21 protein-coding genes are annotated in these 20,413 nt (G+C 59.0%); 17 read left to right on the forward strand and 4 right to left on the reverse strand.

Annotated features, from left to right (window positions below):
- Window positions 1-45: 45 nt before the first annotated feature.
- Both mnmM and mnmL read right to left on the reverse strand, forming a co-directional pair.
- Window positions 46-648 carry a tRNA 5-(aminomethyl)-2-thiouridylate-methyltransferase MnmM gene (gene mnmM, locus B7E11_RS15990; RefSeq protein WP_080836413.1) on the reverse strand — a complete coding sequence of 201 codons (603 nt, stop codon included), beginning with the start codon at window positions 646-648 and terminating at the stop codon, window positions 46-48.
- A gap of 3 nt (window positions 649-651) precedes the next feature.
- Window positions 652-1,623, reverse strand: a complete 972-nt coding sequence (gene mnmL / locus B7E11_RS15995) for a tRNA modification radical SAM protein MnmL/YtqA (RefSeq protein WP_080836415.1) — start codon at window positions 1,621-1,623, stop codon at window positions 652-654.
- A gap of 324 nt (window positions 1,624-1,947) precedes the next feature.
- On the opposite strand from mnmL, the gene B7E11_RS16000 reads away from it, so the two are divergent.
- The 4 genes from B7E11_RS16000 (at window position 1,948) to B7E11_RS16015 (ending at window position 5,897) form a co-directional block, all read left to right on the forward strand.
- Entirely contained in the window at window positions 1,948-2,136 is a 189-nt protein-coding gene (locus B7E11_RS16000) for a hypothetical protein (RefSeq protein ID WP_139787224.1), read from the forward strand.
- 222 nt (window positions 2,137-2,358) lie between these two features.
- On the forward strand, window positions 2,359-3,123 hold the full coding sequence (gene trmB / locus B7E11_RS16005; RefSeq protein ID WP_080840844.1) for a tRNA (guanosine(46)-N7)-methyltransferase TrmB: 765 nt from the start codon (window positions 2,359-2,361) through the stop codon (window positions 3,121-3,123).
- A 698-nt stretch (window positions 3,124-3,821) separates the two neighbouring features.
- A complete protein-coding gene (locus tag B7E11_RS16010) occupies window positions 3,822-4,160 on the forward strand; it encodes a phasin family protein (protein ID WP_080836420.1) in 339 nt (112 codons plus the stop codon).
- Window positions 4,161-4,211: 51 nt separating this feature from the next.
- Window positions 4,212-5,897, forward strand: a complete 1,686-nt coding sequence (locus B7E11_RS16015) for an ABC1 kinase family protein (protein WP_080836421.1) — start codon at window positions 4,212-4,214, stop codon at window positions 5,895-5,897.
- 91 nt (window positions 5,898-5,988) lie between these two features.
- On the opposite strand, the gene B7E11_RS16020 is transcribed toward B7E11_RS16015, so the two are convergent.
- The gene (locus B7E11_RS16020; RefSeq protein WP_240353119.1) at window positions 5,989-6,519 is read right to left on the reverse strand and encodes a phosphatase PAP2 family protein; all 531 of its coding nucleotides are present in this window, start codon (window positions 6,517-6,519) and stop codon (window positions 5,989-5,991) included.
- A gap of 693 nt (window positions 6,520-7,212) precedes the next feature.
- On the opposite strand from B7E11_RS16020, the gene B7E11_RS16030 reads away from it, so the two are divergent.
- The 5 genes from B7E11_RS16030 to B7E11_RS16050 all read left to right on the forward strand — a co-directional run bounded on the left by B7E11_RS16030 (window position 7,213) and on the right by B7E11_RS16050 (window position 10,476).
- Complete coding sequence (locus tag B7E11_RS16030) at window positions 7,213-8,451, forward strand: glycosyltransferase family 2 protein (RefSeq protein ID WP_080836424.1); 1,239 nt, start codon at window positions 7,213-7,215, stop codon at window positions 8,449-8,451.
- A 259-nt stretch (window positions 8,452-8,710) separates the two neighbouring features.
- The gene (infC, locus tag B7E11_RS16035; RefSeq protein WP_240353462.1) at window positions 8,711-9,295 is read left to right on the forward strand and encodes a translation initiation factor IF-3; all 585 of its coding nucleotides are present in this window, start codon (window positions 8,711-8,713) and stop codon (window positions 9,293-9,295) included.
- A gap of 18 nt (window positions 9,296-9,313) precedes the next feature.
- On the forward strand, window positions 9,314-9,514 hold the full coding sequence (gene rpmI, locus B7E11_RS16040) for a 50S ribosomal protein L35 (RefSeq protein ID WP_080836426.1): 201 nt from the start codon (window positions 9,314-9,316) through the stop codon (window positions 9,512-9,514).
- Between the two features lie 55 nt (window positions 9,515-9,569).
- Window positions 9,570-9,929 carry a 50S ribosomal protein L20 gene (rplT, locus tag B7E11_RS16045; protein WP_080836428.1) on the forward strand — a complete coding sequence of 120 codons (360 nt, stop codon included), beginning with the start codon at window positions 9,570-9,572 and terminating at the stop codon, window positions 9,927-9,929.
- Between the two features lie 265 nt (window positions 9,930-10,194).
- Window positions 10,195-10,476: a 50S ribosomal protein L33 gene (locus B7E11_RS16050; protein WP_080836430.1), complete on the forward strand. Its 282-nt coding sequence runs from the start codon at window positions 10,195-10,197 to the stop codon at window positions 10,474-10,476.
- A 10-nt stretch (window positions 10,477-10,486) separates the two neighbouring features.
- Here B7E11_RS16050 and B7E11_RS16055 read toward each other — a convergent pair whose 3' ends face one another.
- Window positions 10,487-10,927, reverse strand: a complete 441-nt coding sequence (locus tag B7E11_RS16055) for a GNAT family N-acetyltransferase (RefSeq protein WP_080836432.1) — start codon at window positions 10,925-10,927, stop codon at window positions 10,487-10,489.
- A 534-nt stretch (window positions 10,928-11,461) separates the two neighbouring features.
- Here B7E11_RS16055 and ilvB point away from each other — a divergent pair.
- From ilvB to B7E11_RS16095, 8 genes are all read left to right on the forward strand, one after another.
- Window positions 11,462-13,207: a biosynthetic-type acetolactate synthase large subunit gene (gene ilvB, locus B7E11_RS16060; protein ID WP_080836434.1), complete on the forward strand. Its 1,746-nt coding sequence runs from the start codon at window positions 11,462-11,464 to the stop codon at window positions 13,205-13,207.
- Window positions 13,204-13,689: an acetolactate synthase small subunit gene (gene ilvN / locus B7E11_RS16065; RefSeq protein WP_080836436.1), complete on the forward strand. Its 486-nt coding sequence runs from the start codon at window positions 13,204-13,206 to the stop codon at window positions 13,687-13,689. Before ilvB ends, ilvN begins: the two co-directional genes overlap by 4 nt.
- A gap of 147 nt (window positions 13,690-13,836) precedes the next feature.
- Window positions 13,837-14,829 carry a ketol-acid reductoisomerase gene (gene ilvC, locus B7E11_RS16070; RefSeq protein ID WP_080836439.1) on the forward strand — a complete coding sequence of 331 codons (993 nt, stop codon included), beginning with the start codon at window positions 13,837-13,839 and terminating at the stop codon, window positions 14,827-14,829.
- Between the two features lie 143 nt (window positions 14,830-14,972).
- Complete coding sequence (locus B7E11_RS16075; RefSeq protein WP_080836442.1) at window positions 14,973-16,523, forward strand: 2-isopropylmalate synthase; 1,551 nt, start codon at window positions 14,973-14,975, stop codon at window positions 16,521-16,523.
- Window positions 16,524-16,625: 102 nt separating this feature from the next.
- A complete protein-coding gene (locus B7E11_RS16080; protein WP_080836444.1) occupies window positions 16,626-17,819 on the forward strand; it encodes an aminotransferase-like domain-containing protein in 1,194 nt (397 codons plus the stop codon).
- A 232-nt stretch (window positions 17,820-18,051) separates the two neighbouring features.
- Entirely contained in the window at window positions 18,052-19,131 is a 1,080-nt protein-coding gene (gene leuB, locus B7E11_RS16085) for a 3-isopropylmalate dehydrogenase (protein WP_080836446.1), read from the forward strand.
- A 123-nt stretch (window positions 19,132-19,254) separates the two neighbouring features.
- Window positions 19,255-19,803 (forward strand): peroxiredoxin, encoded by a 549-nt coding sequence (locus tag B7E11_RS16090; protein WP_080836448.1) that lies wholly within the window; start codon window positions 19,255-19,257, stop codon window positions 19,801-19,803.
- A gap of 180 nt (window positions 19,804-19,983) precedes the next feature.
- Window positions 19,984-20,409: a hypothetical protein gene (locus B7E11_RS16095; protein WP_080836450.1), complete on the forward strand. Its 426-nt coding sequence runs from the start codon at window positions 19,984-19,986 to the stop codon at window positions 20,407-20,409.
- Window positions 20,410-20,413 lie beyond the last annotated feature (4 nt).

The raw sequence follows: 20,413 nt of genomic DNA on the forward strand, positions 1-20,413 counted from the left end.
TCGATTGCAAAAATTCAAGAGCTTCGTCGCAAGTTTCGCGAAAAATCAGCCCGGCAGCGGCGCCCGCTTCTCAAGCGCGAGCAGGTAGGGCGCCGCGGGCTTTTGCGGCATCCGGTACAGGGCCAGCTGCGCCTCGGCGGCCGGGAGCGACGTCATCCAGCGCTCCACTTCCTGCGCCTCCTCGCCGCCGCCCTCGTGACCGGGGTATACGACGGCGGTGAGCACGCCTCCCGGCGCCATCAGGCCGAGCGCCGCCTTCATGGCCGGAATCGTCGTATCCGGCCTCGTTATGACGGAGCGGTCGGCATCCGCCATCGGCAAAAAGCCGAGGTTGAACATCGCCGCCCGGACAAGCCCGCGATGCCGCGGATCGATCAGCTCGGCCATCCGTTCGTGCCCGGCCCGCAGCAGCCGGACGGGCGCGATTCCGCCGCCGGGGCCGTCCGCCGCGGCCAGCCGTTCCCGCGTCCGGTCGAGCGCGGCTTCCTGAATGTCAAAGGCGTAGACAAGCCCGCCCGGTCCGATCGTTCGGGCAAGAAACAGCGTGTCCACCCCGCCGCCGGCCGTCGCGTCGACGGCGACGGCGCCCGGACCCGCCCGCTCCGCCACCCAGCGCTGCGCCATGGCGAGCACCGAAAGGAACCCCATCGGTCAGCGCCCCTTCCAAAGCTTGCCCTGCCAGCTGGCGCGCCGGATCAGCTCGGCGTCGATCGCGTTCAGCACTTCCCATTTGCGCAGGCTCCACGTCGGCCCGATCAGCAGCTCCCGGGGAGCGTCTCCCGTCAGCCGGTGCACGATCATTTCCGGCGGGAGCATTTCGAGCGTGTCGACGACAAGCTCGACGTATTCGTCCCGCTCCAGAAACCGGAGCAGGCCGTCCCGCCACTGGCGGACCATCGGCGTTTTGCGCATCAGGTGGAGCAGGTGGATTTTGATGCCTTGGACGTCCATCTCCGCGACCTGCCGGCCGGTCTCCAGCATCATCTCGCGCGTCTCGCCGGGCAAGCCGTAGATGATGTGGGCGCAGACGCGAATGCCTCTTGAGCGCAGGCGCCGGACCGCGTCCAGGTAACAGGCGGTGTCGTGCGCCCGGTTGATCAGCGCGGACGTCGATTCGTGCACGGTTTGCAGGCCCATTTCGAGCCAAAGGTAGGTTCGCTCGTTCAATTCGGCCAAATAATCGACCACGTCGTCCGGCAAGCAGTCGGGCCGCGTGGCGATCGCCAGGCCGACGACGCCGGGCTGCCGCAAAATCGTTTCATAATATTCCTTCAGAACAGCGAGCGGAGCATAAGTGTTCGTATACGCCTGAAAATAGCCGATGTATTTCGCTTCCGGCCATTTCAAATGCTGGCGGTCGCGCACCGAATTGAATTGCGTGACGAGATCGTCGCGCCGGCTGCCCGCGAAATCGCCCGAGCCGCGCGCGCTGCAAAAGGTGCAGCCCCCCGCGGCGATGGAGCCGTCCCGGTTCGGACAGGTGAAGCCCGCGTCCAGCATCACTTTAAACGCCTTCGTGCCGAAGGTTTGCCGCATTTCGTAGCTCCAGGGGTGAAACCTTTTGTCGCCCCAACGCAAAGGGAGGCCGGAAGCTTCCGGCCGGATCGAGCGGGTCTGCTGCATGGCCTTTAGCCTCTCCTTGCCCTAAAATCGCTTCTTCCATTGTACCGGAAAATCAATCGGGTGGCGAGGACGGGGATTCCGATAAACGTTTTTTTGAGGTTCGGGGGAGAACGATAAATAGGTTTTCGCGGATTTCGCAAAAAATAAAGCGGTTTCATCTTGAAATACCTAACATGATCTGTTATATTAAAAGTGCGCCAAATCAACAAAAAAATCTGACATCACACTCCATTTCCAGCACTGTACGCATAGCTGTTGCCGCTGTTCCGTTCCGGGGGGCAGAAGCCCCCACAGTCATTTTGGAGAAAGCGAGAGGTGAGGATCGTGACGAACAACGTAAAAATCCCCCAAGGGGACGACACGATGAAGGTCGAGTTGACGGTCAAGGAAGTGATGGCGCTCGCGGGCATCAAGTTCCACAACAATCACGGAGTGGAAGTGTCCGCGAAAAGAAAGCTCCAGGACGCCCTCGACGTTCAGTACGACATAGACGACAAAAAGTATCTGAATTAAAGGAAAGCCGAACGCCGGCTTTCTGTGAATATCGCGAGGCCGCGTTCCGAAAGCGAAGGAGCGCGGTCTTTTTTCATGTCTGCCCGCGGCGCGGCAATCGCTTTCCCCTTTACAATCGGGGCCGGATTCGGCAAAATAAAGGTCGATGCCGGGGACCGGCGAGGTCCGGCCGGCGCAATCGGCGGGCTGCGGCCCAACATAGCGGAAGGACGAGGACGAGCGATGAGACTGCGTGGCAGAAAAAATATAAGGGAAAGCCTGGAGGCCCAGCCGGAACTGGTCGTGCTGGAGCCGAATAAATGGAAAGGAAAATGGCGCGAGTTTTTCGGCAACGACCGTCCGATCCATGTCGAGCTCGGGATGGGCAAGGGGCGCTTCATCAGCACGCAAAGCGTTCGGAATCCGGATATCAACTACATCGGCATGGACATGTACGACGAGCTGCTGCGCCGCGGAAGCGAAAAGGCGCGCGCGGCCTGGCGGGAAGCCGGAGCGGATCGCGTTCCGAATTTGGCGCTCGTCCGCGGCAACGTCGAGTTTCTGGAGGACATGTTCGAGCCGGGGGAACTGGAGCGGATTTATTTGAATTTCAGCGATCCGTGGCCGAAAAGCAAGCATGCCAGGCGCCGCCTGACCCATCCGCGAATGCTGGAGAAGTACAAGCTCGCGTTGAACGAGCGGGGGGAAATCCACTTCAAAACGGACTCGCTCACGCTGTTCGAGTTTTCGCTGAACAGCTTCTCGGACTGCGGCCTGCAGATGCGGAACATCTCGCTGCATTTGCACCGGGAAACGCTGCGCGAAGATTTGGTGCTGACCGAATACGAGGCGAAATTCGTCGGGCTCGGGCAGCCGATTTACCGGCTGGAGGCCGTCGTCGGCGAGCGGGCGATCGCCGACAACGCGGACCGCATCGCTTCGGAGCGCGCCGCCGAACGCAAGCGCGAGATGAGGGCGCAGGAGCGCCTCGAGAAAAACGAACCGTGACGATCGAGCGGATTCGGGTCGGCCGAAGGCGGCAAACGAACGTTTGCCTTCTTCGGCCGGCTTTTTTTGTTAAATTTTTTTGCCGTACGAACAGACAAGAGCCGGACAAGCCCGCCGGGGGACGGGGGCGCCGCTCGGGCCGCACGAAATGCCTCTCCGGCGACATCTCCCGCAGCCGCTCAGGAAATCGGCTCTGCCCTCCGGGAACCCGGTTGTCTCATGGTGACTCAACTCCCACCCGCCGTGCGCCCAGAACCGACTCAGTTGAGTAGAAAATACTCATCTGCCCGGCCATACGCCCAAGACCCGCGCGCAGTTGAGTAAAAAATACTCATCTCAACCCGCCATGCGCCTAGATCCGCACTCAGTTGAGTAAAAATTACTCATCTCAACCCGCCGTGCACACAGACCCGCGCGCAATCGAGTAACCATTACTCATCTCGACTATGGTCGCACTCTTGAGTGCCGCCAATTTCATGCCTTCCGAAAGCTCCGCCCTGCCGAAGACCGGCCAAGAGAATCGCCATCGAATCGTCGGTTGACTTTTGGGCATCATCCGGTACGATGAAGGAGACGGAATTATCAGACTTTTACAAGGAAGGAGCAAACGAAATAGGTATAAACCATCGGCTCTTATCCACACTAACGACATCGAATCCGGCATTCATTTTTTCTAAAAGGATGAGGAGGTCTGGAGCATGAAAGAGGCTTTGAACAAGGCGTTCTCCCTCGGGCTGGGGGTTGCCGCGGCCAGCAAGGAGCAGGTGGAAAAACTGGTCGACGAACTGGTCAAGAAGGGCGAGATGAGCCGCGCGGAGTCTTTCGGCTTCGTCGACGAGTGGCTGCAAAAAGGCGAGGAATCCCGCCGGAAGCTCGAATCCTACATCCAGGAGCGCATTCAGACCGCTTTAGGCGAAAGAAATCTGGCGACGAAAGCCGATATCGAGCGGCTGGAGCGGCGGCTGGACGAGCTCGTCGCGATCGCGGGCGGCGAAAAAAGCGGAACCGAAACGCCCGGGAACGACGAATCCGTTTAAAGGCCGCGCGCCTTCTGCGGGAAAACGCGCCGCGTTCGGGGGAGGGACGATATGAACGTCGGCAAAAGAATCCGCCATCTCAAACGCTACCGGGAAATCGTCTCCGCATTCGTGCGCTACGGTTTCGGATTTATCGTCAAGGACCTCGGGCTCGCCCAAGGGTTATCCTATAAAGCGATCTGGGACGAGGAACGGCGGGATTTGCAAAAGCATTCGATCGGGCTCCGGATTCGGCTGTTTCTCGAGGAAATGGGACCGACCTTCGTCAAGCTGGGCCAGCTTGCCAGCACCCGGGCGGATCTCCTTCCGGCCGAGGTGATCGCGGAGCTTGCGCGGCTGCAGGACGACGTTCCGGCCTTTCCTTTTTCGGAAGCGAGAACGATTTTGGAAAAAGAGCTCGGCTCGTCCGTCGAGGAGCTGTTCCTTGAAATCCAGGAGACGCCGATCGCGGCCGCTTCCATCGGACAGGTCCATTACGCCGTGCTGAAGGACGGAACCGACGTGGCGGTCAAAGTACAGCGTCCTTCCGTGCGTTCCCGTATCGAAACCGACCTGGAAATATTGGGGGAGCTGTCTCGCTTGGCCGAGAAAAGGCTGGACTGGGCGAGAAGGTACCGGGTCAGCGAGATGATGGAGGAGCTCGGAAGCGCTCTGCGCAACGAATTGAATTACGGCCGGGAGGCAAGCAATGCGGAGAAATTCGCCGTCTTTTCCGCCGAGCTGCCCTATGTTCGCATTCCGCGCGTGTTTCGGGAGCTTTCGTCGGGCAAGGTGCTGACGATGGAGTTTATCGACGGCATTCGCCTGAACGAGCGCGAGAAGCTCGAACGGGAAGGGATCTCCAGGGCGCAGGTCGCCGAGCGTTTCACGACCGCGATGCTTCAGCAAATTTTGATCGAAGGCTTCTTTCATGCCGACCCGCATCCCGGCAACGTGCTCGTGCTGCCCGGAGGGGAACTGGCATTTTTGGATTTCGGCATGGTCGGCCGGCTGTCGTCGGAAGCCAAGACGCATTTCGCGACGTTCGTGATCGCTTTGCGCAATCAGAGCACGGACGGAATCATCGCGGCGATCGAACGGCTCGGGCTCATTCCCGACGACGCCGATCGCGCCTCGCTTCGCTCGGACGTGGACGAATTGAGGGAAGACTATTACCAGGTGCCGTTAAGCCAAATCAGCATCGCCGACGCCGTCAAAAAGCTGATGTCCCTCGCCTACCGCCATCGCATCCGCATCCCCGCCGATTTGACGCTGCTGGGCAAGTCGCTGATGACGATGGAAGGCGTCGTATCCGGGCTCGATTCGGATTTCAGCATTATGGACGCGGCCGAACCGTTCGGCCGCCGGCTCGTCACCGACCGGCTCAATCCGTTCTCGATCCTGAAAATCTGGGCCCGTCATTTGCCCGAATACGCCGACCTGCTGACGGAAGCGCCGGGAAAGCTGCGGGAGCTGCTGACGCTCGCGAAGCAAGGGAAAATCAAGCTGGAGCTGTCGGTGCCGGAGAAGCAGATGAACCGGATGCTGAAGAAGCTGGACCGGGTCGGCAACCGGCTGGCGTTCAGCATCGTTTTGCTTGCCTTCAGCATTATGATGGCGGGGCTCATCGTCGGGTCGTCCATGGGGCACGAGTACATGCTGCCGTGGAAAGTCCCGGCGGTCGTCGTCGGCTTTATCGTGGCCGCGCTCATGTTCGTGTGGCTGATTTATTCCATTTTCCGCTCGGGCCGGTTTTGATCGGGCGGCATGCGCGGCGACGCCGATGAACGCGAAAAGGCAGACGGACCTTCTGCGAGGCCGTCTGCCTTTTCGCGTTTTCGTAGCGGATTTATCCGATCAGTTTGATCATCAGGAGCGCGGTCAGAAAACCGAGCATCGCCCCGACGGCGGTATCGCTCGGGTAGTGCAGGCCGAAATAGACGCGCGACAGGGCGACGCCGAGCCCGACGGCCAGCAGCAGGGGGAACATGCCTGGCATCGCGATCATCCACGGCGTCAACAACGCGAAAGCGGCGGTCGTGTGGCCGGACGGAAACGAAGGATCCTGAAGCGGCCGCCTGCCCGTTCTCGCTTGCGGAAAAACCTGGTAAGGCCTAAGGCGCGGCATGCTCCGTTTCGCCAGAACGACCGGAAGATGGCTCAGCGACACGGCCGCCAGCGACTGCCAGCCGACGACTCTCCACGGGTCCGGCATCATAAATCCGACCAACGCGGAAAAGCTGAGGCTGAACGTCGCCCCGCCGATGAGCGAAAGGATCGCAAACAGCAAATTGCACGTTCGGCGGTTCCATCGAATATTCACATGAAGGAACAAGGGACCTTCCCACTCATGGAGTCTGTTGTAAAATCTCATCATCATAGCGTCCCTCCCGTTTTCCCCGGTACCGGGTTGCGCGAGCCTCGCAAAACAGAATCCGGATCGCAGCGCTACTGTCATTTTAATCGATAAACATTAAGAAAATATAAATCCACTATATCATTTCTGTAAACCCGGCGGGCTTTCCTGCCGGGATTTTCATGTTCGGCTCGTTTTACTTTCGCGGCGGATGGGTAAGCTTTTATGGAGATATCTGCATGGATTGAAACCTTCCGGCCGCGCGGTTCGTCATATGATAGCGGGGAGGCCGGCGGCGGCCGCTGCCATGCCGTTGCGCTCGCGGTCATTCGAACGGCGTGTCGAAAGCGAACGAACGGGGTTCCGCGGCGATGGCGAAAGGTCGATCCGAAAGAACTGACTTGTGAAGGAATGGTGTCGGGAGATCGGGACTGCGGACACAAAACGGACGGAAAACGATGCTTGCGGATGCTTGGCGGAGGAAGTCGGTTGAAAACGGATGCCCGGCAAGCGAAGGGAACTTAAACGGAGCCTGGACACCGGAAATGACGGAAAATGCTTTTTGACGAAATGCACGCGTACGGATGAAAATCAGGTTTGTGTTTTCAAACAGAGAGAAAAACAACAAAAAGAGAAAAGCGGCGACGGCATCCGGACCACCGGATGGAAGTCGGACGCGCAAAAATGAAAAAGGGTTTTTAGGGGGTCTAACCGAATATGTGGAACCATTTGCTGCTGATCGCGCAAGGACTGTTTTTTGTGCTCGGGACGTACCAGGTTTTCCTGTCCGTGTTCGCTTGGAAACGGAAGCGGGAAAAAATCGAGCACGAGCCGACGAAGTCGTTCGCGGTTCTCGTCGCCGCCCATAATGAGGAAAAGGTCGTAGGCGCGCTGCTGGAAAACCTGCTCAAAATGGATTATCCGCGCGAGCTGTTCGACGTGTTCGTCATCTGCGACAACTGCACCGACGGAACGGCCGACATCGTCCGCGGCTATCCCGGCGTTTACGCCTGCGAGCGCGTCAATCCGAACGAGCGCGGCAAGGGCTACGCCATCGAATGGATGCTTCGCAAGCTGTGGAAGCATCCGCGCCAGTACGACGCCGTCGTCATGTTCGACGCCGACAACCTGGTCGCGACCGATTTCCTGAAGTACATGAACGAGGACTTGCTGAACGGCCACCGCGTCGTCCAAGGCTACCTCGACACCAAAAACCCGCACGATTCCTGGGTGAGCGCCGCCAACGGCATCAACTACTGGTTTTGCAACCGGTTGTGGCAGCTTCCGCGCTATAATCTGGGGCTGGCGAACTTCCTCGGCGGAACGGGCATGTGCTTCGAGACGAAGCTGCTCAAGGAGATGGGCTGGGGCGCGACGAGCCTGGTCGAGGACCTGGAATTCACGATTCGCTGCATTCAGCGCAACATTTATCCGAAGTTCAATTTCGATGCCCGGGTTTACGACGAAAAGCCGATTACGTTCCGCGCGTCGTCCCGCCAGCGGCTGCGGTGGATGCAAGGGCATTTTCACGTCGCCCGCCATTATATGCTGCCGACGCTGTGGCAGGGCATCAAGGAGCGCAAATGGGCGAAGATCGACGCCGCCCTTTATATTTTCAACGCGTATTACTTTTTGCTCGGATTTACGGTAACCGGCGTATTGTGGTTCGACCAGCTGCTGCCGGGCGATCCGAATTTCGATTCGATTTACGCGGTGGCGCCGGCCTGGCTTTCGATTCCGATCGCGCTGTACATGTACGCGCAGACGCCGCTGGCGATGCTGCTGGAGAAGGTGCCGTGGAAAATGTACCTCAGGCTCGTCACGTTCCCGATTTTCTCCATTTCGTGGTGGCCGATCACGGTGTACGCCTTTTTCACGCAAAACAACAAGACGTGGAGCCATACCGAGCACACGCGCGTGCTTCGGCTCGACGAGGTGCAGGGCAAGCAGATGTAAACGGGCAAAAGCGAAACGGCCTTCGGGCCGTTTTTTGCTTCTTCGGCACCCGGCGCATCCTCGCAAAGCTTCCCGCCTGCCGGAAGGTTGACAACGTCTGCGGGGGATGGTATAGTACTCGAGTGACGAAATGAATCAGCACGCTTAAGCAGAAGCGCCCGCTTCTCACCTGACCGATGCCGATCGGCTGGTACGCGTAGCGAGGTCCGGTTTGCGACGGATGGAAATCCGCCTTTGCCGGCACAACGTTTGCAGCGGAATGTGGGTCTTCTGGGCCCGCATTTTTTTGTTGTTGGCGCATGACAACCAGTCCAATCTGGAGGTGGAACATATCAGCAAAGATCATCAAATCAACGAGGAAATCCGGGCGAAGGAAGTTCGGCTCGTCGGGCCGGACGGAGAGCAAATCGGAATCAAGCCATTCCGCGAAGCCATGCAGCTCGCCATCGACGCCAATCTCGATCTCGTGAACATCGCTCCTCAGGCGAAGCCGCCGGTATGCCGGATCATGGATTACGGCAAATTCCGTTACGAGCAGCAGAAGAAAGAGAAGGAAGCCCGGAAGAATCAGAAGATTGTAGATCTGAAAGAGGTTTGGTTCCGCTCGAACATCGAGGAACACGACTACCAGACCAAATTCCGCAACGTAGTCAAGTTTTTGAAAGACGGCGACAAAGTCAAATGTTCCGTGCGGTTCCGCGGACGCGAAATCGCTCACGCCAACATCGGCCAGAAGATTCTGGAGCGGGTGGCGAGCGAAGTGGCCGACATTTGCGTCGTCGAACGCGTGCCGAAGCTCGAAGGGCGCAGCATGATTATGATTCTGGCTCCGAAGAGCCACTGATGACAGGAGGAACAAAAGATGCCTAAGATGAAAACGCACAGCAGTCTGAAAGACCGCTTCAAGATTACCGGTACGGGCAAAGTCAAACGCTACAAAGCGTACAAGAACCACTTGCTCGCTCACAAGTCCGGCCGTCAAAAACGCGTGCTCTCCACGCAGCCGCTCGTTGCCCAAGGCGACGTTCGCCGCATGCAGCAACAGCTGGCCAACCTGAAATAAGCCGCGCCGCGGCCCTAATTAGCGCATATTCATTCGTACCGGGAGGTAATGGCAAATGGCAAGAGTCAAAGGCGGATTCGTAACGCGCCGCCGTCGCAATAGAGTCCTGAAACTGGCAAAAGGTTACTGGGGCGCGAAACATCGCCTGTTCAAAAAAGCCAACGAGCAAGTTCTGAAGTCCCTGACGTACGCATACCGCGACCGTCGTCAAACGAAACGCAATTTCCGCAAGCTGTGGATCGTGCGGATCAACGCCGCCGCCCGCCAAAACGGCCTGTCCTACAGCAAGCTGATGCACGGCCTGAAGCTGGCCGGCATCGAAGTGAACCGCAAGATGCTGGCCGACCTGGCCGTCAACGACATCGGCGCGTTCAACTCGCTCGCAGGCGTCGCCAAATCGAAAATCAACGCGTAACGCGCGTTTAACGGAAAAGCCATCGCATCCCCGCCTGTCCGGCGGCCGGATGCGGCGGCTTTTTTGCGTTTGCAGGGAGAGGAGCCGCGCCGCCGCAAGGGAAGCGGCCGAAATGCGCTCGTTCGCCCTTTTTGGCCATGCGGGACAGGGGTGCAAGCCGAGACGGCTTCGCGCTCATACGCTGTAGGACAAAGGGGATGCAGACCGACTTGTGACGGTGCGGGGTTACCGCGGGTCTCATCTTCCCGGAAAGGAGGAGTCTTTCATGTCCCGCGTTACACGCGAGCAAGTCCTTAAGCTTGTCGGCCGCCGCATCTACGCCAAACGGAAAGACGGCACGGTAGTGAGCGGAAAGCTCGTTCGCATCAGCGGCAACGTCCTCGTTGTGGAGACGAAAGGCAAGAAGGTTCGGACGAAAGCATTCGTGCCGCTCGTGCTGTTCGATCTGCTGGCGATCGGCACGGCCCCGTTCTACGGCTTCGGTCCTTACGGGTACGGCGGCGGATTCGGCGGCTGGGGAGGATTCGACGGCGGCTGGTGGTGGTGACCCGTATCGGTTACAAAGGCTTTGCCAGCTCGATGGCGCGAAGTTCCGCGGCATGCCTTACGGTTTCGTAGCCGAGTCGAAGGTAAAAGCGCAGCCCTTTCGCGTTGCCCTCGTCCACGTACAGCCGAACCCGCGAGCAGCCGCGGCTTCGGCCGAAGCTTTCCGCGCGGCGCATAAGCTCGGTGCCCCAGCCCCGGCCTTGGGATGCGCCGTCGACCGCAAGCAGATCGATGAACAGCAATTCGCCGCGCACGATAAAATGAACGAAGGCGATCGGAGCGCCGCTTCTGACGCGCGAAACGACGAACGTATACCCGCCGCGGATTCGCCGGGCGATGATCCCGTCGAGGTTTTTGTCGCGTTCGTCGTACCAGGGAGAAATCGGAACGAGCTGGGCGCGGACAAGCCGAATGATGCCCGGGTTGTCTCCTTTACGCTTCCAACGAATCATGGGGCGCCTCCGTCAATCGGTTGCTTGCCGGTCGTCATCTTCCGCCGGTCGATACATCGTATGATCGGGGCTTCGCAAACGTGTCCCGCTAATTTTCCCGCGCGCCCGATTCGTGTATTGACGAACGCTTCCGTGAAGAATATAATTAGAGCTACATCGACCGAACATTTAATGGCCGTGAAGAGGAAGAAGCGCGAGGGCTCTTATGCTCAGAGAGCGTCGGGAATGCTGAGACCGATGCCTTAATCCCTGTACGCTGGGTCTCCTTGGAGCTGTTCGCCTGAACCGCCGCATGCCGGCGTTGTAGGGGGAATCGGGATGGCGCACGTTATCGCGCCCGAAGTATGAAGTTGTCCCTTGAGCGCTCAAGTCGGCAACCGTACTTTATGAGGCCTTCATCGCGAGATGAGCGGCAAATCCGGGTGGTACCGCGGAAGGAACAACCTTTCGTCCCTGAACATTTCATTTGAATGTTCGGGACGAGAGGTTTTTTGTTTTGACAGAGGATTTGAATCGATGAAAGGAGGATGACGGATGAGCGCGCAAAGTGCCACGCTGAAGTCCAAAGAAGAGCTGATTGAAAAATGGAGCAAACCGGAAGTCATTACCGGTTCGGAAATGCTCCTGAGAAGTTTGCTGCTGGAGGGTGTGGAGTGCGTCTTCGGATACCCCGGCGGCGCCGTGCTTTATATTTACGACGCCATGTACGGCTTCGACGATTTTAAACATTTGCTGACCCGTCACGAGCAGGGGGCGATTCACGCGGCCGACGGCTACGCGAGGAGCACCGGCAAGGTCGGCGTCTGCATCGCCACTTCGGGGCCGGGGGCGACGAACCTGGTTACCGGGATTGCGACGGCTTATATGGATTCGGTGCCGCTCGTCGTCATCACCGGCAACGTCGCGACGACCCTGATCGGCACGGACGCATTCCAGGAAGCCGATATCGTCGGCATCACGATGCCGATTACGAAGCACAGCTACCTGGTCCGCAAGGTCGAGGACCTGCCTCGCGTCATTCACGAGGCGTTCCACATCGCGAACACCGGCCGCAAAGGCCCGGTTTTGATCGACATCCCGAAAGACGTGTCCGCGCAAAAGGCGCTGTTCCAGCCCGTCGATTCCGTCCAGCTGCGCGGCTACAACCCGACGGTGCAGCCGAAGAAGATGCAAGTGGACAAAATGCTGCGCGCGATCGAGCAAGCCGAACGTCCGCTGCTGCTGGTCGGCGGCGGAGCGGTTTACTCCGGCGCCCACGAGGAGCTGTACGAATTCGTCACGAAGACGGAAATTCCGATTACGACGACGCTGCTCGGCCTGGGAGCTTTTCCGAGCGGGCATGAGCTGCACGTCGGCTTCCCGGGCATGCACGGCACGTGGACGGCCAACACCGCGATTCAGAACGCGGACCTGCTGATCAGCATCGGCGCGCGGTTCGACGATCGCGTGACGGGACGGCTCGACGGTTTCGCGCCGAAGGCCAGGATCGTTCATATCGATATCGATCCCGCCGAAATCGGCAAAAACGTGCCGACGGAAATTCCGATCGTCGGCGACGTCAAAGCCGTGCTCCAACTCGCGAACGAAAGCGCGAAGCGGGCGGCGAAGGCGGATGCCTGGCGCGCCCAGCTTCAGGAGTGGAAGGCGGCCAAGCCGTTCTCGTACTCCGATTCGGGCGCGGAATTGAAGCCGCAGTGGGTCGTTTCGATGATTCACGAAACGACGGGGGGCGACGCCATCGTCACGACCGACGTCGGCCAGCATCAAATGTGGGCGGCGCAATATTATCCGTTCAACAAGCCGCGCTCGTGGGTAACGTCCGGCGGCCTCGGCACGATGGGCTTCGGTTTCCCTTCGGCGATCGGCGCTCAAATGGGCAACCCGGACCGGACCGTCGTTTCGATCAACGGCGACGGCGGCATGCAGATGTGCGCCCAGGAGCTGGCGATTTGCGCGATCAACAACATTCCGGTCAAGGTCGCCATTTTGAACAACCAGGTGCTCGGCATGGTCCGCCAGTGGCAGGAGCTCATTTACGACAACCGCTACAGCCATATCGACCTGTCCGGAAGCCCGGACTTCGTGAAGCTGGCGGAGGCGTACGGCGTCAAGGGATTCCGCGCGACGAACAAGGAGGAGGCGCGCCGCGCCTGGGAGGAAGCGTTGAAGCACCCGGGCCCGGCGGTCGTCGAATTCGTCGTCCGCAAGGGAGAGAACGTTTATCCGATGGTGCCGCAGGGCAGTTCGATCGACCAAATGATCATGGGGGATGCGGAATGAACCGGAAGCATACGATCGCGATTCTCGTCAACGACCAGCCGGGCGTTCTGCAGCGGGTGTCCGGCCTGTTCGGCAGACGCGGCTTCAATATCGAAAGCATTACCGTAGGAAGTTCGGAAGAGCCGGGGCTGTCCCGCATGGTCATCGTGACGAGCGGCGACGAGCACACGCTCGAACAAATTCAAAAGCAGCTTTACAAAATTATCGACGTCATCAAAGTCATCGACGTCGGTTCCAATCCGATGGTCGGCCGGGAACTGGGATTGATCAAGGTTTCCGCCGAGCCGTCGGCCCGGCCGGAGATTTTGGGCGTCGTCGAGACGTTCCGCGCCGCCGTCGTCGACATCAGCCCGAACAGCCTGATCGTCCAGGTCGTCGGCGATCCGGAAAAGATCGAGGCGATGATCGAGCTGTTGAAGCCGTACGGCATTCGCGAAATTTCCCGCACCGGCGTTACCGCTTTGACGCGCGGCGCGAAGTAATCGGGGCCTTATCCCGCTTTTGACCGCTCCCCCAGGGAGCGGGAGTTCGAGGAGAGAACCGCCGACAAAGGCCGGTTCTCTCTTGGGACGCCCGTTCCATGAGGGTTGCCATAAAAAGGTTTTACAATTTAAGGAGGAACACATTCCATGGCAGTTAAGTTATTCCACGAAAAAGACGCCGACCTCGGCGCCCTGAAAGGCAAAACGATCGCCGTCATCGGCTACGGCAGCCAAGGCCACGCTCAAGCGCAAAACCTGCGCGACAGCGGCCTGTCCGTCATCATCGGTCTTCGCGAAGGCAAATCCGCGGAAGCGGCCCGCAACGACGGCTTCGAAGTGCTGTCCGTCGCCGACGCGACCCGCAAAGCGGACGTCGTGCAAATTTTGATGCCGGACGAAACGCAAGCCGCCGTCTACAAAAACGAAATCGAGCCGAACCTCAAAAAAGGCGCGGCCCTGATGTTCTCCCACGGCTTCAACGTGCACTTCGGCCAAATCGTCGCGCCGGCCGACGCCGACGTTCTGCTCGTCGCTCCGAAATCGCCGGGCCACCTGGTTCGCCGCACGTACGTCGAAGGCTTCGGCGTTCCCGGCCTGATCGCCATCCACCAAAACGGCACCGGCAAAGCGTTCGAAATCGGCATGGCCTATGCCAAAGGCATCGGCTGCACCCGCGCGGGCGTCATCGAAACGACGTTCCGCGAAGAGACGGAAACCGACCTGTTCGGCGAACAAGCCGTTCTGTGCGGCGGCGCGAGCGCCCTCGTCAAAGCCGGTTTCGAAACGCTCGTCGAAGCGGGCTACGCTCCGGAAATGGCCTACTTCGAATGTTTGCACGAGCTGAAGCTGATCGTCGACCTGATGTACGAAGGCGGACTTGCCGCAATGCGCAGCTCGATCTCCAATACGGCCGAGTACGGCGATTATGTAACCGGTCCTCGCATCGTGACCGACGAAACGAAAAAAGCGATGAAAGAAGTGCTCGCCGACATCCAAGCCGGCCGCTTCGCCCGCGACTTCATCCTGGAAAATCAATCCGGACGCGCGTTCCTGACGGCGACTCGCCGCAACGAAGCCGAGCATCCGATCGAAGTGGTCGGTTCCCAGCTTCGCGGCCTGATGCACTGGATCAACAAGTAATCCCCACAATAGCGCGATGGACAACCCCGGCTTCGGCCGGGGTTATTTATCAAGTTTATGATATAATCGATTCGTGGCCGGACGAAAAGCGAACGGTCCGAACCTAATCCCGGTTTCAGGAGGTGCGGGCAACCAGTTGCCATATGCGAAAAATATATATTTTTGACACGACGCTCCGCGACGGGGAGCAATCCCCGGGCGTCAACCTGAACACCCAAGAGAAATTGGAAATTGCTTACCAATTGGAGCGTCTCGGCGTCGACCGGATCGAAGCCGGCTTTCCGGCCGCTTCCCCCGGCGATCTGGCCGCGGTGAACGCGGTGGCGAAAGCCGTCAAAAACGCCAGCATCGTCGGACTTGCGCGTTCCCGCGAACAGGACATCGACGCCGTGCGCGACGCGCTGAAGGACGCGCAGGATCCCTGCATTCATATTTTTCTCGCCACGTCCCCGATTCACCGCAAGCACAAGCTCCGGATGGAAAAGGAACAGGTACTGGAAACGGCCGAGCGCGCCATTCAATATGCCAAAAAGTATTTCAGCAAAATCGAGTTTTCCGCCGAGGACGCGGGTCGGACGGAGCTGGACTTCCTCTGCGAGGTGACTGAGCTTGCCGTCAAGAACGGCGTTTCCGTCGTCAACATCCCCGATACGGTCGGCTATATGACGCCGCAAGAGTTCGGCAACATTTTCAAGACGCTGAAGGAAAAGGTGCCGGACATCGATCGCATCCAGCTTTCCGCGCACTGCCACGACGATCTCGGCATGGCGACGGCGAACGCGCTTGCGGCGATTTTGAACGGAGCCGATCAAATCGAGGGCACGATCAACGGCATCGGCGAGCGCGCCGGCAACACGGCGCTTGAGGAAGTCGCGCTTGCGCTGCATACGCGGGCCGAATTTTTCCAGGCGAGGACGACGCTGAACCTGCAGGAAATCGCCAAAACGAGCCGGCTCGTCAGCAAGCTGACGGGCATGGTCGTTCCCGGCAACAAAGCGATCGTCGGCGCGAACGCGTTCGCCCACGAGTCCGGCATTCACCAGGACGGCGTGCTGAAGGAGAAGACGACGTACGAGATCATCTCCCCGGCGACGATCGGCCTCAAGGACAGCAAGCTCGTGCTCGGCAAGCATTCCGGCCGCCATGCGTTCCGGGAGAAGCTGGTCGATCTCGGCTTCGAAAACCTGACCGGGGATCAGCTGAACGCCGCTTTCGGCAAGTTCAAGGATTTGGCCGACCGCAAGAAAGACGTCAGCAACGAAGACATCATCGCGCTGATGGAAGAGAAGATGGTCGATACGCCGGAAGTGTACGCGCTCGACCAACTGGTCATCGCCTTCGACAGCCGCAAAGGACCGGAGGCAACCGTCCGTCTCCAAACGGCCGGCGGCCCAATCGAGACGAAAGCGGTCGGCAACGGTTCGGTCGACGCGATTTACCGCGCGATCGACGAGCTGACGAAGGAAGAAGTCGTCCTCGACGATTACACGATCAAATCCGTCACCGACGGCACCGATGCGCTCGGCGACGTTCACGTCGTCCTGCGGCAGGGCGAAGTAAGCGCGCAGGGCCGCGGCGTCAGCACCGACATCCTCGAGGCGAGCGCCCGCGCCTACGTCGACGCGCTCAATCGCCTGATCGACAAGCGAAACGCGCCGACGCGCGCCCGCCGCGACAACGTGACGCTCATTTAAACGTTACCGTAAAGGCTGAATTTCACGTTTATCCTTTTCGGCTGCGAGGTCCCCGGCAAGCGGGGGCTTCGCCCATTTTGCCACGAAAAGAGGAACCCTTACATGAATTATCGGTTTTCCGCCAAGCTGGGGAGCTTCTCCTCTTCGGCGGTGCGCGAAATTTTGAAGCTGACGCAGGGCAATTCGATCATCTCGTTTGCCGGAGGCTTGCCCGCGGAGGAGCACTTTCCCGTCGCGGCGGTCAGCGAAGCGTTCGGTCGCGTCATGGAGCAGGGCAACAAAGCGCTGCAATACGGGCTGACCGAAGGGTATATGCCGCTCCGGGAAGCGCTGTGCGACCGGATGGCCCGCAAAGGCGTGAAGGCGAAGCCCGAAAACATGCTGCTGACGACCGGCTCCCAGCAGGCGATCGATTTGCTGACCCGGATTTACATCGACCCGGGCGATGTCATTCTCGTCGAGCGCCCGACCTACTTGTCGGCGCTGCAGGTGTTCCGCTCCTACGGCGCCGTGCCGATTTCGGTCGACGCGGACCTGGACGGCCCGGATTTGGACGATCTGGCGGCGAAAATCAAGCAGCACAAGCCGAAAATGTTTTACGTCATCCCGACCTTTTCGAATCCGACGGGAAAGGTATGGAGCGAGGAGCGCCGCCGCGCCGTGCTGGAGGCATGCCGGGCTTCGGACACGCTCATTCTCGAGGACGACCCGTACGGCGAGCTGAAATTCGGAGACGCATCCCGCACGTACCCGTCGATCCTGTCGCTGGACGAGCAAACGGATAACTCGTGCGTCGTGTACACGAGCACGTTCTCCAAGACGGTCGCGCCCGCGCTTCGCACCGGCTGGGTCATCGGCGATTCGAAGCTGATCCGCGCGATGTCGCAGGCCAAGCAAGCCGCCGATTTGCATTCGAGCTCGCTCGACCAGCAGACGCTGTACCAATTGCTTGCGCATTTCGATCTGGACGGCCATATCGAGTTTGTCCGGAAGGAGTACGAGGCGCGGATGCGGCAAATGGCCGACCTGCTGAAGAAGCACGATTGGCCCGGGGTGAAATGGCAGGAGCCGAAGGGCGGCATGTTTTTCTGGCTGGAATTCCCGGAATCGGTCAATACGACGGAGCTGCTTAAAACATGCGTCGAGCTGGGCGTCGCTTTCGTGCCGGGCGTAACCTTCTTCGCGGAAAACGCGCCGACGAACTGCATGCGGATGAATTTTACGCACAACGACTACGACGCCACGATTTCCGGCATGGAAAAAATGACGCGCGCGATCGAGAGCGTGCTCGTCTGATCGTGGGAATTCGTTAATGGGCGGCGGCAGGCCGCCTCGCCGGCCCTACAGCCGGGCGATAAGGGCCTGCTCCCCGTTTGGCCGGGTTTGGCACGCGCGCTGGATCGGTTATAGTTCCCGAATATGAAAACAATAGGATTTATCTATTTTGCCTCTCAGAGGAAATGTGCTACAAATGAATGGAGAGTCTCGGACACGTAAATCTTATGGAAAACGGGAGTGAATCGCAATTATGGCAGAAGTGAAAAAAATCGCCGTCATCCCCGGGGACGGAATCGGCCCCGAGGTCGTGGCGGAAGCGGTCAAAGTATTGAAAAAAACGGAAGAGCTGTTCGGCTACAAATTCGAACTGGAATACGGCCTGTTCGGCGGCATCGCGATCGACGAGAAAGGAACGCCGCTGCCGCAGGAGACGCTGGAAATTTGCCAAAAAGCGGACGCCGTGCTGCTCGGCGCCGTCGGCGGCCCGAAATGGGACAACAATCCGAAGGAGCTTCGTCCGGAAACCGGCTTGCTGGGCATCCGCAAAGCGCTCGGCCTGTTTTCCAACATCCGTCCGGCCGTCGTGTTCGACTGCCTGAAAGACGCTTCCACGCTGAAGCCCGAAGTGCTGGAAGGCACCGATCTGATCGTCGTGCGCGAGCTGACGGGCGGCATCTACTTCGGCGAGAAGTTCCGCCGCGAGGGCGCGGGCGGACAAGAAGCCGTCGATACGTGCGTTTATAACGTAGCGGAAGTGGAGCGGATCGTTCGCCAGGCGTTCGAAATCGCGCAAAAACGCAGCAAGCGTCTCGCCTCCGTCGACAAGGCGAACGTACTGGAGACGTCCCGTCTATGGCGGGAAACGGTGAACCGCATCGCGCCGGAATATCCGGACGTCGAGCTGGAGCACGTGCTGGTCGACAACTGCGCGATGCAATTGCTGCGCCGCCCGTCGAGCTTCGACGTCATCGTGACGGAGAACATGTTCGGAGACATCCTGAGCGACGAAGCCGCCATGCTGACCGGCTCCATCGGCATGCTGTCCTCCGCGTCGCTCGGCGAAGGCAGCTTCGGCCTGTACGAGCCGGTGCACGGCTCCGCTCCCGATATCGCGGGCCAAGGCATTTCCAACCCGATCGCGACGATTCTGTCGGTCGCGCTTATGTTCAAGCTCACCTTCGGTTTCGAGGAAGCGGGCAACGTCATCGAAAACGCCGTGAAGCAAGTGCTTGACGCCGGCCACCGCACGGGCGACATCGCGGTCGACAAGAGCAAAGCGATCGGCACGACGGCAATGGGCGACCTGATCGTCGCGGCCATGGCACGCTGATCACTTGTTTGTATTTATTCTAAATAAGTAATCGTTCCATATTGATTTTCTTTCTCAATGATGGTAGGATTGGAATAGACATAAGCCCGGCCACAAGGCCGGAAAAGTAGGAGGTAATCCATAATGGCAGAACGTTTGGTAGGTCGCCCGGCTCCGGATTTCAACCTTGAAACGGCTCTTGGCGACGGACAAGGCTTCGGCAAAGCGTCCCTTTCCGATTACAAAGGCAAATGGCTCGTATTTTTCTTCTACCCGCTGGACTTCACGTTCGTTTGCCCGACGGAAATTACCGCTCTTTCCGAAGCGGCCGACCAATTCAAAGCGCTGAACACCGAAATTCTCGGCGTCAGCGTGGACAGCATCCACAGCCACCGCGCCTGGATCAACACGCCGGTTAACGACAACGGTCTCGGCAAGCTGAACTTCCCGCTCGCTGCCGACATTACGAAGAAGACGGCGAAGGACTACGGCGTCCTGATCGAAGAAGAAGGCGTCGCTCTGCGCGGCCTGTTCATCATCGATCCGGAAGGCGAACTGAAATACCAGGTCGTCAACCATAACGACGTAGGCCGCAGCGTCGAAGAAACGCTCCGCGTGCTTCAAGCGCTTCAATCCGGCGGTCTGTGCCCGATGAACTGGAAACCGGGGGACAAGCACCTGGTTGCCAAATAATGAATGTTTAACTTTCATATCGGCAAAGGCGCATGCATGATGCATGCGCCTTTGCTTTTCCCGACAAAATACGTCAAAATGAAGAATAGCGGCATGCGATTTATCGGCAGGAATTCTATATTCGCAAAGAGAATATAGTGAATAAAATCATCCAAACGCGCGGAACGGGGAGGGGTATCGATGAGTTTTTGCTGCGGAGCCAGCATGATCGGCACGAAGGGGACGCTGAAGCATTACAGAACGCGAATCCATAATGTCCCCATTTTGTTTTGTCCGGTTTGCCACAGGGTCGAGGTTCATTATCTGGTCGAGAACGAATACGAAATTTTGGCCGAGTACGCGCACGGCGACGGAGCATCCGAAGTCGATTTTCAAGACTACGTGGACGAATCGGATAAAGCCCTCCACGAAAACTGTGTGAACAACGAGGATGAGGATCCGCTTTACGTCGTTCAGTATCAGATCGATATGGCCTTGGATTTGCTTACGTTTGCGAAGGAACTGGAAGACGCGGAATGGGAGCAGCAGCTCAAGCGCCGTCTCGGCATGCTGGCCCAGCGCCGCCATAAGCTGAGGCTCAAGCGAACGAGCGGCGGCGCTCATTAGCCGA

The sequence above is a fragment of the Cohnella massiliensis genome (assembly GCF_900169535.1).
Taxonomy (GTDB): domain Bacteria; phylum Bacillota; class Bacilli; order Paenibacillales; family Paenibacillaceae; genus Cohnella; species Cohnella algarum.